Below are 17,389 nucleotides of genomic sequence, written 5' to 3' on the forward strand. Positions count from 1 at the left end.
CTATTTTTTTTATTTGCGAATTTTGACGAAAAGTGCCATTTTTTTGCTCAAGTCATAATATCAGTTATATGGGGTAAGGCTATATTCTAACTTATAATCATTATTATAACCCCAATTATCACTATCTACATCTAGGCAATATTTGACATAAAAAACGCGACAACTTGGTCGCGTAATTTATTTGAAGCTCTTAGAATCGATTTTAGAACGTCACTTTTTTTGTATTATTTCTAACGACAGAAATTTGTCAGTTGATATAACTTCTCACATGCTCTAGCTGCTGAGAAACAATCTGACATATCACGTGAGATAAACATCTGTGATCCACATGAAACTTGACCTAGGTCTTCAACAAATATTTCATGTGTTTTTTCTTCCACTAAGCGGCCTTTGAAATATGCGCTCATTTTAATGATATTTTTACCCGTGTGTAGCACAGGTTTTTTTCGCAAGTTTTTCTGCCAAAGATTCAGTGATTTTTTCGTGCGCTGACTAGTCATATCGTAACGGAGAGTTTTTGATTTTTTTCTGCCTTTTTCATCCGTATATGACACGACGATTTTATCGGCCTCCAAATTTTGGCCCACAATGAAGTCTTCAAATCTTACGGGATATAGATGTCGCGTTTTGCATCCGAATGCCTTTACGGCCTGATTTGAGCCGTTGTCACATTTGATCCCAACACCGCCGATTAAAGTGGCCGCTTCATAGGTATTTTGTTTCGTATTTTCGAAATTTAGTGCGTATGAGTAACAGCTAAAAATAGCAGATAAAATAACTAGGGAAATTTTCATGAAAAATCCTTCTTTTATAAAACAATAAGTAAGCAAAAATTATTTCATAAAAGAAGGGGATTTTTCAATCACTATTTTAGACACCAATAACGATATCGTCGTCACCAGGTGCTTGTTTCACTTCAAAACATTCGACACGGTATAGGTGATCGTTTGACTCTCCTACTGATTTACGATTTTTAGCACGATCATAATGACGTGGACTATAAAGAACACGGGCCGAAATTGGCCAGCTGGCCTCAGTAATACCATAACCTTGGTCATCAGTTTCAACTACTGACCATTTTAAGTAACCGTTTCCACCAATGATAACGTTAGAAAAAAGCGCACGGCCATTGCCATAGTCCATAAGCATCTTCAGGTCTGGGCCAGTAATATTATTATATTGTTCGTGAAATACTGAGTTAATAAGACGCCCAGCATAGGCACGATATGAAACTGGGTTGACCTTTTTTTCAAAGATGTCCACTTGGCAACGAAATGCGATGTGATTTGTTGTACCAAAGTCAACGGTTGCTGCGATTGTTGATACTGCGGAAATAAGCGTTAATGCAATCGAGATTTTAGTTAAAATCTTCATTTGTCCCCCAACTGTAAATAATATTTAACAATTATTATTCAATTGGAGGCGAAGTTCATAGTTAAGAAAACTTAAAATTTACTTATCAGTTGGATTCAGATTTAGATATAGATTCCCACGAAATAGGCTCATGGCGCCACTAAGCGTATCCCCTACCTGATACTTACAATTAGTCCCTACATAGCGTACACCACGCATTAGAAGCTCACTTTCAGATAATGGGTTTAGATAAGCTCCCATCCATACATCAGGATACTTTGTGCGAATGTGACAACCGTAGTCTGTGGCCGTTACTTCTGTAATTTCAGCAACTCCTTGGGCCTCTTCATATTCATAGTCATACTGATATTCATAGCGCTCAGCTTGATAAGACTTAAACCAGCAATTTGGTCTTGGTTGATTTAAAAGACCGGCCTTAAGTGTGTCCACGCGGCATTGATTTTGAGGGTAATCATTAAAGATTGTGACCTTTGAGATATGATTTGATTTTGCATTGATATCACTTCCTGGATAAATCACAGAAGCATCTCTAATGGCACCAAGTCCTCTTAGACACAATTTATCGTCCTTACATTGCGAAAGGTTTTCTGTACTAATACCGCTTGTATCAATAGTTTCAGCGCTATTGGCGACAAAGTATTTTTTCAAGCATTCATTCGTTGCAAAGTAATCAGACTGGGCCTCGCTTGAGTATTTCTGTGTTGGCATCACTTTCGGGTAACCTCCGATAATATGGCCAACTTCATGACAAGCAATAAGGGCAAATGCATCTTTAGATAGCTTATTTTTGCGAACAAACTCTCCGTGAAAACTAAAGCGCACAGATTCAGAGTGCCTTTTATATCCAACTGATGCATTTAGGGTTTTTGACTCCCAATTAATGTCGACTTGGCGATTCTTACCTTGTGGTAACTTTTGGTCGTAGATACTAAGAACGCTTTCGATGACCTCGCGAAACTCTCCCTCTGAAGTGATCACATTAGAGGCCAATAAATTAGTTGAGATAAGGCAAGATGCTGCAAGTAAGATTGTTTTCATTCTATCTGTATAACAGATAATCTGAACGCAATGAGTAATATTGAAATCTATATATAGTGGTGTACAGATTTTGTTGATGCTAAATGGTGCTGAAAATCCCCTATTTTGACCCTTATATTGACCCAAATTTAACAAATTTCGCTATTCCTAAGTCATATTCTTTCCCCTATAATGTGTCTAATTACTTAAAAATGCGAGGAAATATGTCAGTAAACGGCGTACCATTTATTACTTTAAATCGCTTTGAAGATGGGTTTCGTGAAGAATTCCTTTCAGGCGTTGAAACACTATTTGATAACACACAATTTATCGGTGGACCTCAAGTTAATAAGCTTGAAGAGAAGCTAGCAGCTAAGACTGGAGCTAAGTATTCAGTTGGTTGTGCTAACGGAACAGATGCAATCCAAATCGCTCTAAGAGCAAGTGGCGTTGAAAAAAACGATGTCGTTCTTGTTCCTGATATGACGTTTTGGGCGACTTTTGAGGCCGTCGTCAACGTTGGTGCAAACCCTGCAACTGTCGATGTTAGTCGTGAAACTCTTCACTGGGATAAAGATACTTTCAAAGAAGCTGTTGAGAAATTTAAGCCAAAGGCTGCTATTCTTGTTCACTTATATGGTTGGGCATGTCCAGATACAATGGAAATCAGACAAATTGCTGAAGAAAATGGCGTTATGCTAATTGAAGACGGTGCTCAGTGCTATGGAACGACAATCAATGGAGAGTCGATTCTTGGAACTGCTAAGATCTCAACAACAAGCTTCTACCCAGCAAAGGTTCTTGGAGCTTCAGGTGATGCTGGTGCAATCTTCTCAAACGATGAAACTCTAATTAATACTTGTCGTACACTAATTAACCACGGACGTACAAGTCACTATAGCCACGGCCTAATCGGTTGGAACTCAAGAATTGGTGCTTACGAAGCGCTATTTCTAAACCTATCGTTAGAGCATATTGATGCAAGACTTGATTCACGCCGCAAGGCCGTTAAGTACTACCAAGAAAATCTTCAAGGTCTACCTCTTAAGATGCAATCAGTTCCTGCTCACGTTGGTGAAAATGGTTACTGTAGTGTTGCTCTTATTGAACCAGAGCTTAGAGATGGGCTTACAGCTGCTTTAAAAGAAGCAAATGTAGGATTTGGGACAATTTATCCAGGTGCCATGAGTAAGCAAGAAGGTGCTCCTGCCCACAGTGTTGGATCAATTGATCACGGTAATGCCGATTATATTAGTAAAGCAGTTTTAAACCTGCCATGTTTCGCCTATATCACGGAAGAAGAATGCGAGTACGTTTGCCAAGTAGTAAAAAATTATTTTTCAAAATAATCACTTTAGGGGCCGTTGTTATTTCGGCCCCTGCTTTTTCAAACGGAAGAACCGAAAGGATCAACGAGTTAGAAAGGCAAAAGAGTAAGAGGCCACCTCCAACCAACCAAGTTGGTCTAGGAACCAGTTTCTCATCTTCACTCTATAAAGTTGGGGATCAATTCGATATCCCAGTCGTTCCTTCAATTAACTACAATTACAAAAGATTCTCATTTCGCGGTATTGCCGCAAGCTTTCGCCTATTTCCTCTCACAAACCTGACCCTTACGCCAGACTTTAACAAAGTGGAGGCCGAGGCAGGAACATACAATGATGGACTCAAAGAGCGTGATCGCTCACTTGATTTAGGAATAACATTTCTCTTACCATCGAAGTGGTTTATGACGAGATTTAGCTACACTCATGATATCAGTGGCCGCTCTGAGGCCAGCAAGTACTATGTCTCAGTATCAAAAGCGTTTCCAATTGAACCTTGGAAAGGTGAAAAAATTGTTTTAATTCCAGGTCTTACGTATTCTCAGTACAGCGACAATTGGAGTCGTTACTACTTTGGTGTCTCAAGTGCTGAAGCACGTGCAGGTCGTCCAGAATATACTCCAGGGGCCTCTCATCAGCTAAGTGCTAGGCTTATTGTGAATTACCCTATTGGCAAGAAGTACGTGCTTAATAGCTTCTATTCGTACACGAAGTATTCAGCTGCGGTAGAAGATAGCCCCTTAACGAAAAGAGGCTATCGTGAAAGTATTTTTCTTGGTCTAAATTATATTCTTGGAGAGTCGACTCGCTAAACTTTCTATCTAGTCAAGAAACTCAAAGGCCTTCTGTGCAAAGAGTGCATCAGGTAGGATATAAAGTGTCCAGTCAGTGATGTCACTGTTAATAATCTTAAGGTTATTCTTCTTATAGCGATTATTATATAAGCGGTAATATGGCCCAATAAAGCGCTCATCTAGCTCAGCTAAAACTCTATGTGCATTATCAGCATACGATCTAACACTACTTGGATGCTTAAGATCACTTATTCTCGTTAGTGCATCTCTTAATACCTTGGCAGCAGTTGCAATTTGCATAAGCTCGGCACCTGTTGTTGAGTAATTATCTGCATGAGACTGCTCATCATTTAAAACAGATAGCGCATTGTAACTATTAATGACTTTCATCAGGCGATGCTTTAATGAAAGCTTTGAGATGTCACTATTATAGAAGAGACGATCATAAGCTTTTAGAAAGTCGGCCGGCGTCTTAAGCTTTCCATCTTTTACAGATTGAGAGATTTCATTGGCCTCTTTCATAATTAGGTAAAGCTCATGCTTATCAACTGTTGATGGATTAAAGACCATCTTGAAGTCAAAATTAATTGTCTCACTTGGGTAATCGATTCCAATACCAATTTTTCGTCCCTTAAAGTCCTGATCTTGAACTAAGAGTAAATCCCACACTGGTCCAGCAAGACGTGGGTTAAGTTGTAATAAGATATCTTTCTTCGTTGTAAAGACCTTCAGATAATTATTAAGAGCAAAGCCAGCAAGAGTTGCATTACCATTTCTTTCATCTGTAGGGTTTAGCATTGGCCCAGCAATCTTTAGAACAAGCTTTTTAAGGTTAGAGCCTACGATACCATTTTTAAGGTTCACATCCCCTATCATGGCATTTAAAACCGAGCCAAATAGTCCAGCATTCTTTGCTGTACGGCCAATTGATTCAAGCTCAATCTTTAGTAGCGTATTACCTAGGAAGATCTCATCTTCGTTCTTTTCAAGAAGATCCTTCTTGTAGTCTTTTAACGCCACTGCATGAAGCTTTATTCTGGCACTAATTGATGAGCGGTTATTTTCGATAACATAATTCTTATCTTCATTACCAAACATATTGTTAAAGACTCTGGCGCCAAACCAACGCTTCTTCTTCTCAACTTGATTAAGAGCAATTGATAGATATAGCTGATTGTCTCCCTGTGATCTAACAGTTAGATCCTCAAGGATATTCACGCTTCCTTCTTCAAGGTTTGAGAGCATTGCCTTTGCTTCTTTCACTTGAGGCGCAATCGAGGCCGTAAGAATTGAATTTACCATCGATTCAAACTCTCTAAGATTAATCTTAAACGAGTAATCAGTTGGACCTTCATTATTTAGATCACCTGAAGTCCCCACAAAGTTAAGGCTATCTTTCTTCTCTGGACGACTGTAAATTTTTGATAAGAAATCCTTTGTTCTCACACCGTGACCGATGGCCAGATCAATATAGGTCTTATCCATTAACTTATCGAAGATCGGCTCAATATTCCAAACTTGAACATTATTTTGAGCATAGAGAATCTTTTCACTCAGAATTGTAGGGTCTAGGTTAATCTGAAGTCTTCCTGTGCGGCGATCGATTCCTAGGATATTATTAAAGAACTCCACAAGGTTCTCTTCAGTCATCTCCTCTGGAATCGAGTTAAATGGACTTTGAAGGTCTAGTTTTTTAACAGCAATGATTTGTTCTTCAGTCTTTACAGTCTGGGTGCGCTGGAAGTTCTCCTTGAAGCTTTCTAGCTTTTCAATAAGCTTTCTTTTTACTTCAGCTTCATCAACAATCACTTCATCTTCTTTGGTCGCAAGTGGATCGCTAATAAGGTAAGTCTTTAAGATATTTGCTGTAGCAAGTTTCGTAAATTCTTCAAGAAAGTACCCCTTATCTGTCTTAGGAGTTAAGTGGATACGTCCTTGGCCACTACCAAGAGTTGCATCCTTAATATCAAGCTCTAGAACACCTTTATCTCTCATATACGTATAAAGAGAAATCTCAAATGGAACAGAGTCTCCATAAGTTTTGCTATCGAGGCGAATATCTGGATTATTAAAATCAATTCCTTCTCCTTCAAGTCCCATTTCAAATAATGAATTAAGTTCAAGGTTCACACGTCCTCTTAAGATAACTCCAGGTAAATGAGGAGCAAGAACGACATCTAATTCTTTAAATAGTGGCTCTTTATCAATAAGCTTAAAGTCACGGAAAAAATTCGTAAATTGTGACACTGCATTTTGCGAGATACGAGAATTCACAAAAGGCATCTCAGGTCCTTTGCGTCCTCCATTTCGAGTTTCCATATCCACAACATGTCTAAGCTTTAAATCGGCAATTGAGACCCTTAGAAACTCATCTGCTTGCTCAAAGAATTTTATATTGGCAAGTTGAGGTTCATCAATAAAGTATAGGTCTTTTTGACTTAGTGCTTTTCTCGCTTTTGAGATCGAAGTCTTGAGCATTTCGTTAATGATCATTCTTTCACGATCATTCCAATTATAAATCCCTGTCGCTTCTAACAGTCTAGAATGTATTTTGGAGAGCCTTAGTTCTGTATCAGCACTGAAACCGTAAGTCTTATATTCTTGTTCACGAAGCTTCTTAAGCTCGTCTGCTGCAACTTTTCCTTCGGCCTTAACACCTTTGATATAGCTAAGAGAAGGATTACCAATACCACCTTCAATTAAAAAAGATGCTCCTTGCTTTGTTCCCTTAAGCTTCTTCGGTCCAATATACCAAACCTGAAGATTTTCAAGATCGCGGTAGCGAGTCAGGCCGGAGAGTTTCATAAAATTGAAACGCAGACGAACGCGATTATCTTTCAAAACGATTTCTTCATTATCAAATAAATCTTTAATGACTTTAGAAAGGTCTTCATCAGAATAATCTGTTGGGGCCTTATCATCGGCCATAAAGTAATTAAGTAAACTACGGTTTCTTAAAAGTGCCGCCGTCACATTCGTTACGATGTGCATACCATTTGTATAATCAACGTCATCTAGAATAAATTTTTCAATTGATAGCTCTACATATTGGCCACGTACATATGGAGGAAAACCTAGAACAAGTGAAATCGAGTGCTCATTTAAAAGCTTATCTCCGGCCTTATCTTCCATCGATAAGAGCATTGAGTCTGGAATGATAATTGTGGCATCGAGGTGAAAGGTGCGATTGATAGGATCGAGATCGATCTTAGTAATCTCTTTAAAGCTTCCTTTTCCATCACCAACAAGAAGGTCTTGTAAATCATAGCGTAGAAATTTTAGAGGCCACTTAAGTGAAACCAGTGCTTCTTCATTACCCCATTCTTCATCGGCGCGAGAATTGATCGGTCCACTGTGCATCGGCTTGGCCTGCACTTGTGTCGAAAAAATAGTCACTGTCAAAAGAATTGCTAGTAGAAATTTAGATTTAAACACCTTATACCTCTCTCAATGATTTCTTAGGGTATATGATGCAACTAGAGTGCCAACTTTATTAATTTAGGTCATTGAGAAAATACGCTGGCATTTCACGTATAGGCATACCACCAGCAAATCCGCCATTACTCATGCATAGAGGATCCTGTGAGTCTTGCGGGCAGCGATTATAGCGCATACAATTATTGGCCGTGTCTTTAACGAGAGACCAGCCTGAACCGAATGTGTGGACTCCAATTACTGCATTTTGATCAAGACTATAAATGGCCGAGCCAGAGTTTCCACCAAAGACATCGAGGTTGTACTCTAAAGTTGGCCCATTATCATATTCAACCTTACCTTGATCGACTATTTTTAAAGGTGCCCCAAGTGGGCTTCCTACAGTAATCAACTTTTCTTCTTCTTGGAAATCTGTCGAAAGTTTTAAAGGCCTTGTATGTGAGACAGATTCTTTTAATGCGATGATTGCAACATCTGCTTCTTCCTCAACATCAAAGAGTACATGAGTTACCTTTTCGCATTCATAAACTTTCTTATAAGTAGAGTTTTCTTGTGTATAATCAAAAACAAAGACAAAGTTATCACAGAAGTTATACTGATCACCCTTGTTTAAGAAAACACAGTGGCCTGCGGTCATCATCTTGTTTTCAGAAATTAAAAAAGAGCTGCACTCGCCAATTGAATTCTGATGGGCGAATCTTTCGTCGGGACATAAGTTTGAGCGTTCTTTAATGCTAACAAAGCGCTCTAAGTTATCTTTATGTAATATGGCAGCTGTCGCATCAGAGACAATATTCTTACTTACTTCACGGCGATTATCATCACCATAAATCATCTTATTTGATTTAATAAGAAGCTCAGCATCCTGATTGTGACAAGATAAGAATATAGTTAAAAAGCATAGGCTTAAGATAATTCTCATAGGCCACAATATAAAGTCTTGGCCTTAATTATGGTTAATTTTGTAAACTCGTAACAGGCCGTAAAGTAATTGGCCATTTATGTCATTTTGTGGAAAAATTTTTAAATAAGTTTTATTACTCAATTATCATAGGGAATTATATGGATATTTCTGTATTTCTTGCGCAAACTGTAGATATCCTTTGGGGCCTACCATTAGTGATGTTACTTGTTGGTGGTGGTTTATATCTAGTGGTGATTTCGCGTTTAAAAATGCTTGCAGGCTTCATTCACGCGCTAAAACTTATTGCAGGAAAGTATCACCACGCTCATGATGATGAGAGTAAAGGACAAATTTCACACTTTAAGGCCTTAACAAATGCCCTGGCCTCAACGGTTGGTATGGGAAATGTTGCTGGTGTTGCGGTAGCGATTTCACAAGGTGGCCCTGGTGCAATATTTTGGATGTGGGTCGGTGCTCTTATTGGGATGAATACCAAGTTCTTCGAGTGTACGCTGGCCGTTATGTATCGTAAGAATGATCACCACGGAGAAATCCAAGGTGGACCGATGTATACAATCATAGAGGCGCTTCCAAAGTATATGCACTTTCTTGCTTACTTCTTTGCGGTGGCAGGACTCATTGGTACCCTAGGAATTTTTAACACGAATCAAATGGCAACCTTTATTGAATCGAATTATAGCATTCCAACATATATAACAGGAATTGTAGCTGCCTTATTAATAATTTACATCCTTATGGGTGGTGTACGAAGAATTGGAGGTGCAACTTCTAAAATCGTACCTGCCATGTGCCTACTTTATGTTGGTTGTGCTATTGCTATCATTATCATGAATCTATCAAGTGTTGTGGATGTGTTCTATCTCATATTCAATGAGGCCATCAATGGACGAGCGGCCGTCGGAGGAGCTTCAGGCCTAGCAGTTGTCCACATCTTTAAAACAGGAATAAAAAGAGCAACATATTCAAATGAGGCCGGTGTTGGTTCAGCGCCTTTGGCCCACGGAAATGCCAAAACAAGTGAGCCTGTGGCCGAAGGCCTCGTTGCAATGGTTGGCCCATTTATTGATACAATTATCGTTTGTACGATGACTTCAATTGTTATCTTAAGCTCTCTTACTCCTGAGGAGCTACAGGGTTCAAATGGTGTTCTTATCACTCAAATGGCCTTTGTGAAAAATTTTGGAGTTATGGGTTCACACTTACTAGGTCTATCAATTATCCTCTTTGCTTTATCGACGATTATCGGGTGTTCAAATTATTGTGAGAAGTGTTGGGATTTTCTCTTTGGTGGAGTGCCTCTTTTAGGAGCAAGATTAACCTTTGCAATCTTTTATGCCTCAACGGTGCTTTTGGGAGCAATCTCTGCACCAGATGATATGGTAAATGCTATGGATATTGGCTTTGCCTTGATGGCCATTCCAAATATGATTGCCACAATTTGGCTAGCGCCAAAGGTTAAGCATAAGATGGATGATTACTTTGCTAAGTATATGCGTCCATAGATATCGGCACACTCGCCAGTGGCCTCAATTGACTTGAGAGTACGCTGCCATTTATTTTCAAATGGTATATCACGACAGTCATTATGACTAACCCCACGTTTCATAATCGCTCTGATTGTGCCTTTGCAGTTGTTTGCTTCGATAAAAAAGCCTGTGCTAAAAAAAGTGTCAATCTCTTCAATGACTCTAATATCAACTTTTTGCTTAATTCGTTTTTCAAGAAAATCATTCACTTCTTCTAAGCAAAGATTATCATTCTTAAGTGGAATTCTTTCTTTATCAAAACCTAGTTCAACGATCTCTTGCCCTTGTGGGTCCTCAGGCATCTTCTTAGAGATTTCATACTTATCCTGTGTTGTGAGATCGTGATAGCCTCTAATATGGTTCCAGCCATAGCCCCAAGCATAGCCTGTATGAAAAGATGGATTACCACCAATATAGACCGCAACCTGCATGGCCTTACCAAAAATACTTGAGAATACATCTGAAACACATTGCTTAAGCTCTTCGTCGGCCTTAATTTTTTCCATTAGAGTTCCACCCATCCAGTAGCTAACGTCATGTTCAATACAACAATGTTGCCATAACTTTGGAGCATTAAATGTTCCTTGTGGTGAAATTGATGAGCAACCATCTGTTTGAAATGGCCTTAAGTAATTTTCAACATTTCTTTTAGACAAAACTCCATCATTTAATTCAAGTAGGCCATAATCCTGAGCATAGGAATAATTCACGCTAAAAATTGAAAATAGGATAAGTAATAATAAGAAACGCATTGGCCAAATATAGCAAATCATTAGCTATATTCAGAAATTTATGACATTTCTACATGGGTGTAAAAAGCTGTGACACTAATTTCGATAGAGGCTGTGGGGCTTCGTTTTTATCCTTTCTTGTTGATTTTCTTGTGCTGATGCTGGTTCCCGGTCACCCTTATCACGCTCCACAATCATATAAGTAATCATGGCCACCCATAAAATGATGGCCACGATTGATAGGATAGTATTTCTGATCTTAAAAAAATTCTTGTAAACCATAACACCACCTACTTCATTGAAATAACTTTTGGCTCAATAGGCTCAATGCCTGGAACCTTCCATTTCAAATCGAGAATCTCTTGTGATGGAATATATAGTCTCATGATGACATAGAAATTTCCTTTTGGAGTTGCCAACCAATTGGCCTTTTGCTTTTCATCCATCGGCATACGATTCGACAGATATAGGTCAAATGAACCATCAGAATTCTTAGTGAGATTACTGCTATTATTCAACGAATAACGTTCGAGATCATTTTTTATAAGCATTTTGCTAACACTGTCATAGACAGTGACCGACCAGAACGCTCCAACCTTTGGCCCACTCTTAAAGCGAATTCGATACATTTTAGAGCCAGTAAGTTTATTTCCTTTTATATCGACTTCGGCCAGAGGATATAAAGCTTCCTTCTCTCCTTGTCCTCCTAGGTATGGATGAGAGACCATCGAGCGTAGCGCATAATCATCCCCAAAATTATCTAGCCCAAAAACATAACTCCAACCGTTTGCAAATTTTGTATTAGCTGGGTTTCTGATTTGAGCAGCTGCGACTTGAGGGCCATCATTTAACACTTGAACTAAGACATCTTGAACGGCCTGTGAGAGCATCTCTTTTCTAAAACCATCATTAGTAAATCCAATTTTCTTAAATTGTCCAAATAGGGCCTTTTCTTTATCAGCGACAGGATTTACCTTTAGGTACTCTCCTAGTTCTTGAAAAAATCTTAGTGGATCACTATCGCTTCCTACGCGCTTATCAAGGGGATAAATTCTCACTCGACTTTTCTTTCCTAGGTATTCATCTAACTCTGTAAGCTTATACTGATCTTGGATTTTATGAACCTTTGTCAGCTCCTCATCCATATCTTCTGACTTAAGTATTTGAGTGCGTCCCCAAAGCCAAACTTTTGATGTTGGTGCCTCAACGATCGTAAGGCCTGAAAGATTCTTATCCTTCTTGTACATCTCACTTGTATTTGGAGCCACAATTAAGTATTTCTGTGCATTTGTACCTGTTGTTCTTGTCCCCACATATTTAATGAGGTTATGCCACATATCGAATACATCAATAACATAGTAGCGATCCTTGATTGCAGGAACTGATAGAACCATTGGTGACTGATTTAAGTCTAAGATAGCACTTGAATATAGAGTGTCCTGATTGGCCGTAGGCATATCGGTATCGGTCGGCCCTGGCAGACGTCTAGAGTGACCAAATTCGTTTAAAGGTGCACGGTAGCTTGTTTCAGGCTGCTTTTGTGTTACGTCAGTATAAGTGCGGGCGATATTTTCCATTCTAACAAGTGTTGAGCCCCAAAGATAAGCATTTAGGCCAAGAGCATAGGCTTCTTTTAAAAGCGGATCTTCTCTTACTGGAACAGAAGCAATTGACCTCTCTGCACTGCCACGTTCTTTGCCATAATAAATTTTATCAATGGCCGCTTGAGAGAGATGTGTTCGATAGCTTTCTGGTGTATTAGTTTGAATAAGATAAGTAACAGTTGATATCCATGAGATAGCAAGGACCACCCCTAAAGCAGGAAAAAGGTATTTTTGGTAACTTGATTTGCTCATCGCTATTTCCTTGTTTTATTGTGTGCATAGTCACAATATAGCGCAAGGAAGATAGCAATGAACTTAATAATCGTGAATTAAGGTTAAGTATTTAAAGAGTCAAATGCCTACCAAGTCCAACTCCCGGATACTCTCTCTTATTTGCACCGGGCTGTGCATATCCATTAATTAAAACTCTTCTTGGTGAATCTGTTTTATTAAGAGATGACGAATGAAAAGTGTATGGCCCAAAGAACGCCACATCACCGGCCTTTAGCTTAAGATCAATAGCTGGAAGTTTATCCAGTAATTCATCAATAATCCTCGGATCTTCTTTATAATTTAGGTGTCCTTGAAGGTGTGATTTGGGGATGAACTTAAGAGGTCCATTGAGTGAATTCATATCATCAATGGCCATAACTGTTTGAACGTAACTTCCTCGCCCATCAACATCTTCCCACATCTCTGTTCCATAACGACGATGTTCACTATCTTGATGCCACTTAAACTCGACAATTTGTCCAGGCAGCTTAAAGTGGGCCTGATTAATGAGCTGAACCATTTCATTTGATTCGAGAATTTTACTCACTATATTTAAGATTTTCTTGTCAGCACCAATATCAAGAAGATGTTCATCATAACCACCACACCAGACAATGCGGTTCAATGCATTCTTGTCAAAGACGAATTGCGCTAGCTTGAGCATCTGAGTTTCATCTATCGTTAGAGATGCCTCATAGAGATTATCAAATGAGCGCTTGATACGTTTAATTTCTGTGTAATCAAAAAGGCCTTCGACAATGCAAAAGCCATTTTCATAAAAATCTTTTACTAATTTATTATAATCTAATTCCATAAAGTCATTATAGCACGATATTAAGCATTCTTCTTAATGGCTCTGCTGCTCCCCAAAGAAGTTGATCGCCGCTTGTAAAAATATTTAGGTACTCATCACCCATTTTCATCTTACGCACGCGTCCTACAGTTGTTTTAAGTGTTCCTGAAACATAGCGCGGGTTTAGCTTTTCACGAGTGGCCTCTGGTGTATTTTCAACAAACTCAGTATATTCAGAAAAGTTCTTAATCATATCTTCAATTGTTTTTAGATCAACAGACTTATTAAGCTTTACTGTTAGAGCTTGAGAATGTGACCTCAATGCACCAACTCTTACACACGTTCCATCAATAGGAATTGGATTCTCTATTCGTCCAAGGATCTTATTTGTTTCACTAAATGCTTTCCATTCTTCACGTGTTTGGCCATCTTCGACAGCACTATCAATCCAAGGGATTAAGTTAAGTGCCAGTGGTACACCAAAGCAGTCACTGTCTAGCTCATTACTTTTTAAGAGATTTGAGATATTTTGATCAAGTTGAAGAATTGGTCCATCCATTAGAGGCTTGGCCATATTTCCAATTACTTCCATTTGTTTAAGAAGTTCTTTCATATGACGAGCACCTCCACCTGAAGCCGCCTGATAAGACATTGTGCTCATCCATTCAACGAGCCCTTCTTGGAAGAGGCTTCCAATTCCCATGAGCATTAAACTAACAGTACAGTTTCCACCTACAAAGTTTTTAATTCCATCGTTAAGGGCCTTGTCAATGATATCGCGGTTAACAGGATCGAGAATGATTAGCGAGTCATCATCCATTCTCTTTGCAGAAGCAGCGTCAATCCAAAAGCCTGGCCAGTTAACCTTTTCAAGTTCAGGGCGTACTTGCTTTGTATAGTCTCCGCCTTGGCAAGAGATGATAATATCCATATCTGCAAGTTCAGAGATATTATTTGCGTCCTTAAGCGTGTGAGTAGCATTGTAAATAAGTGGACCAGCTTGGCCAGCTTGCGAAGTTGAAAAGAAGTATGGATCGATTTTGGCAAAGTCTCCCTCGCTCTCCATTCTCTCTAAAAGAACAGAACCAACCATTCCACGCCAACCAATAATTCCTACTTTTTTCATATGTATCTCCAGAGGCAACGGCCTTTTTTATTTAATTATGTCTAAAATTATAAAAGTATAGACATCAATGTGTCTATCCACTACAATTAATTTCAATTGAAGAGGCGCAGTGTTCAGAGCGTGTTGATAAGGGTGTACAACTATTTTAGTCCGTTATCAGTCAACACAATGGGAATATTGCCGAAATAAGGCCAGAGTGTACAGCTTGTCTTATTGGTCACTAAGGGAGAAGCCTTAGGACTGTCATATAGTAAATTTTAATTAACGAAATTAGGATTTAGTTATGTGGAGAGCTTCAAATGCAAATGTTAGCTTATATCTTTTAGCTAGATGTTTTTTTGCATTTCTTTATTCTCCTACATACAATTATCTTAATTTTAAAGCTTTAAACGTTTTTACTTTGGAGACTTATGTCAACTCAAACAAATGAAGTTATTGTTGCGAAATTTGGTGGATCATCGATGGCAAATCTTGAGGCCATGACTCGTAGTGCTCAAATCAGTGTTAATAAGGGTGCCAACATGGTTGTCGTTTCAGCTGTCTACGGTGTTACAAATCTTCTTGTGGAGATTTCTAAAAAAGCACCTGCTGGTGACGAGGCCCGCGTGAATGAACTTATTCATGAAATCGAAGCTAAACACCGTGAAATCCTTCAAGAAATGCAAGCTTCTGAGAGCTTAAGAGATGATGTAACCCAACTTCTTTCAGAAGTTAATATGATCGCGAAAGGCATGCTTCTTTTAAGAGAGTGCTCGGACCGTGCCTATGATTCACTTGTTAGTCTTGGTGAGCGTCTTTCATCTCTTGTTTTTAGTGAGGTTCTAGCTCGAATCAATGAACAATCGGCTTCAACTAAGAAAGTCGAATTATTTGATATTCGCCAAGTTCTTGTAACAGATGACAATTTTACAAAAGCTGCACCTGATATTGAGGCGACTAGGGCCCGTGCAGACCAGTTATTAGTTAACGCAAAATATGGCGACATCGTCTATGTTTCACAGGGATTTATCGGAGCAACTAGCGAGGGACTAACGACAACTTTAGGACGTGGTGGATCAGATTACTCTGCCGCACTTGTTGCAGAGGCCATGGGAGCTGACACGCTTCAAATTTGGACCGATGTTGCGGGTATTGCAACAACAGATCCACGAATTGTTAAAGAAGCAAAACTTCTAAATGAAATTACATTTTCTGAAGCGGCCGAGCTGGCAACTTTTGGTGCAAAAATACTTCATCCAACGACCTTAACTCCTGCCTTACGTGCCGGGATTAAGGTCTTTGTTGGATCGAGCTACGAACCTAATGAGCCAGGAACATGGATAAAGAGTGATACAGAGTCTGCACCGTTAATTCGTGCCATGGCGTTAAGACGTGAACAAAGCCTTGTCACATTATCAACGCCAAAAATGTTACAGGCCCATGGTTTCTTATTTGAGATTTTTAAAATCTTTAATGAATTTAAGGTCAGTATTGACTCAATCACGACGTCAGAAATTTCTGTTGCACTTACTTTAGATGATAGTGCTTTATTAAATAAAAAGATTATTGATCGTTTGGCCGAGCTTTGTAGCGTAAAAGTAGAAAAGGACTTAACATTAGTAAGTCTTATTGGAAATGAAATTAATCACACGCCAAATATAGCAGCACGAATTTTTAATGCTATTGATGGAATAAATGTTCGTATGATTTGCCTAGGTGCCAGTAAGCACAATTTTTGTTTCTTAGTAGGTAAGAATGACGCTGATGAAACAATACAAAGATTACACAAGGAATTCATTTAATGAAAATTGCACTTTTAGGAAAAGGAAAAACTGGCTCAAAAGTTATTGAACTATGTGAATCACCAGAATATTCACATATTGAATTAGAAGTTTTCGACTCAAAAAATCCTTTAAAGAAAGATGATCTTAACAGATTTGATATGGTCCTCTCTTTTTTGAATGGGGATGTTTTTTTAGAGCACTATTTCAAATTATTAAGCGAGTCAGGAATCTGCGTAGTAACTGGTTCTACTGGATTTGCATGGACACCAGAATTAGTAAGTAAAATTAAGTCACCTTGGATTAAGGCCACTAATTTTAGTTTAGGGATGAATTTAGCAAAAGAGATGATTCGTATAGCGGCCAAGGCACAAGCTCTCTTTCCTGCCAGTGATCTTAAGTATGAAATTCATGAAGTACATCATACGAAGAAATTGGATGCTCCAAGTGGCACTGCCCTTTCGTGGCAAGAATGGCTAGATAAAGACTCAACTATTACAAGTGAGCGCACAGGCGATATTATTGGAATTCATGAATTAAAGATTGATACTCCAAATGAATATATTACAATTAAACATGAAGCTAAGGATCGAAAAATTTTTGCAGCAGGAGCTCTTTGGGCCTGTGAACGTGTAAAAGACTTAACACCAGGTCTTCACGACTTTAGCGATATTGCATTACAAGTAATAAGAGAAAACTAATTAAG

The 17,389-nt window shown here is 38.8% G+C and carries 15 protein-coding genes and 1 riboswitch; of the genes, 5 read left to right on the top strand and 10 right to left on the bottom strand.

Features of this window, described 5'->3' with window-relative positions; genetic code table 11:
• Positions 1–230: 230 nt before the first annotated feature.
• The 3 genes from ABMA76_RS15210 to ABMA76_RS15220 all read right to left on the bottom strand — a co-directional run bounded on the left by ABMA76_RS15210 (position 231) and on the right by ABMA76_RS15220 (position 2,412).
• Positions 231–794, bottom strand: coding sequence for a hypothetical protein (locus ABMA76_RS15210; RefSeq protein WP_392908434.1), 564 nt, complete (start codon positions 792–794; stop codon positions 231–233).
• Between the two features lie 76 nt (positions 795–870).
• On the bottom strand, positions 871–1,374 hold the full coding sequence (locus tag ABMA76_RS15215; RefSeq protein ID WP_392908437.1) for a hypothetical protein: 504 nt from the start codon (positions 1,372–1,374) through the stop codon (positions 871–873).
• A gap of 78 nt (positions 1,375–1,452) precedes the next feature.
• Positions 1,453–2,412: a hypothetical protein gene (locus ABMA76_RS15220; protein ID WP_393062069.1), complete on the bottom strand. Its 960-nt coding sequence runs from the start codon at positions 2,410–2,412 to the stop codon at positions 1,453–1,455.
• 203 nt (positions 2,413–2,615) lie between these two features.
• Here ABMA76_RS15220 and ABMA76_RS15225 point away from each other — a divergent pair, with 203 nt between their 5' ends.
• Positions 2,616–3,740 (top strand): DegT/DnrJ/EryC1/StrS family aminotransferase, encoded by a 1,125-nt coding sequence (locus ABMA76_RS15225; RefSeq protein ID WP_392908442.1) that lies wholly within the window; start codon positions 2,616–2,618, stop codon positions 3,738–3,740.
• Entirely contained in the window at positions 3,695–4,528 is an 834-nt protein-coding gene (locus tag ABMA76_RS15230) for a MipA/OmpV family protein (protein ID WP_393062071.1), read from the top strand. The genes ABMA76_RS15225 and ABMA76_RS15230 overlap by 46 nt, the downstream gene beginning before the upstream one ends.
• A gap of 9 nt (positions 4,529–4,537) precedes the next feature.
• On the opposite strand, the gene ABMA76_RS15235 is transcribed toward ABMA76_RS15230, so the two are convergent.
• The gene (locus tag ABMA76_RS15235; protein ID WP_392908448.1) at positions 4,538–7,945 is read right to left on the bottom strand and encodes a hypothetical protein; all 3,408 of its coding nucleotides are present in this window, start codon (positions 7,943–7,945) and stop codon (positions 4,538–4,540) included.
• A gap of 58 nt (positions 7,946–8,003) precedes the next feature.
• Complete coding sequence (locus tag ABMA76_RS15240) at positions 8,004–8,867, bottom strand: trypsin-like serine peptidase (protein WP_393062073.1); 864 nt, start codon at positions 8,865–8,867, stop codon at positions 8,004–8,006.
• A 140-nt stretch (positions 8,868–9,007) separates the two neighbouring features.
• Here ABMA76_RS15240 and ABMA76_RS15245 point away from each other — a divergent pair, with 140 nt between their 5' ends.
• On the top strand, positions 9,008–10,372 hold the full coding sequence (locus tag ABMA76_RS15245; protein ID WP_392908452.1) for an alanine/glycine:cation symporter family protein: 1,365 nt from the start codon (positions 9,008–9,010) through the stop codon (positions 10,370–10,372).
• On the opposite strand, the gene ABMA76_RS15250 is transcribed toward ABMA76_RS15245, so the two are convergent.
• The 5 genes from ABMA76_RS15250 to asd all read right to left on the bottom strand — a co-directional run bounded on the left by ABMA76_RS15250 (position 10,345) and on the right by asd (position 14,923).
• Positions 10,345–11,148: a hypothetical protein gene (locus tag ABMA76_RS15250; RefSeq protein ID WP_392908455.1), complete on the bottom strand. Its 804-nt coding sequence runs from the start codon at positions 11,146–11,148 to the stop codon at positions 10,345–10,347. The genes ABMA76_RS15245 and ABMA76_RS15250 overlap by 28 nt on opposite strands.
• 75 nt (positions 11,149–11,223) lie before the next feature.
• Complete coding sequence (locus ABMA76_RS15255; RefSeq protein ID WP_392908458.1) at positions 11,224–11,409, bottom strand: hypothetical protein; 186 nt, start codon at positions 11,407–11,409, stop codon at positions 11,224–11,226.
• Between the two features lie 8 nt (positions 11,410–11,417).
• The gene (locus ABMA76_RS15260) at positions 11,418–12,983 is read right to left on the bottom strand and encodes a DUF1254 domain-containing protein (RefSeq protein WP_392908461.1); all 1,566 of its coding nucleotides are present in this window, start codon (positions 12,981–12,983) and stop codon (positions 11,418–11,420) included.
• Positions 12,984–13,074: 91 nt separating this feature from the next.
• Positions 13,075–13,818, bottom strand: a complete 744-nt coding sequence (locus ABMA76_RS15265; RefSeq protein WP_392908464.1) for a phytanoyl-CoA dioxygenase family protein — start codon at positions 13,816–13,818, stop codon at positions 13,075–13,077.
• 7 nt (positions 13,819–13,825) lie between these two features.
• Positions 13,826–14,923, bottom strand: a complete 1,098-nt coding sequence (gene asd, locus ABMA76_RS15270; protein WP_392908467.1) for an aspartate-semialdehyde dehydrogenase — start codon at positions 14,921–14,923, stop codon at positions 13,826–13,828.
• Positions 14,924–15,014: 91 nt separating this feature from the next.
• Positions 15,015–15,227: riboswitch (Lysine riboswitch) on the top strand.
• A 106-nt stretch (positions 15,228–15,333) separates the two neighbouring features.
• On the opposite strand from asd, the gene lysC reads away from it, so the two are divergent.
• Both lysC and ABMA76_RS15280 read left to right on the top strand, forming a co-directional pair.
• Entirely contained in the window at positions 15,334–16,704 is a 1,371-nt protein-coding gene (gene lysC / locus ABMA76_RS15275; protein ID WP_393062075.1) for a lysine-sensitive aspartokinase 3, read from the top strand.
• Positions 16,704–17,384, top strand: a complete 681-nt coding sequence (locus tag ABMA76_RS15280; protein ID WP_392908472.1) for a 4-hydroxy-tetrahydrodipicolinate reductase — start codon at positions 16,704–16,706, stop codon at positions 17,382–17,384. Before lysC ends, ABMA76_RS15280 begins: the two co-directional genes overlap by 1 nt.
• The last annotated feature ends 5 nt before the right edge of the window (positions 17,385–17,389 follow it).

The sequence above is a fragment of the Halobacteriovorax sp. ZH5_bin.2 genome (genome assembly GCF_043196375.1).
Classification (GTDB): Bacteria; Bdellovibrionota; Bacteriovoracia; order Bacteriovoracales; family Bacteriovoracaceae; genus Halobacteriovorax_A.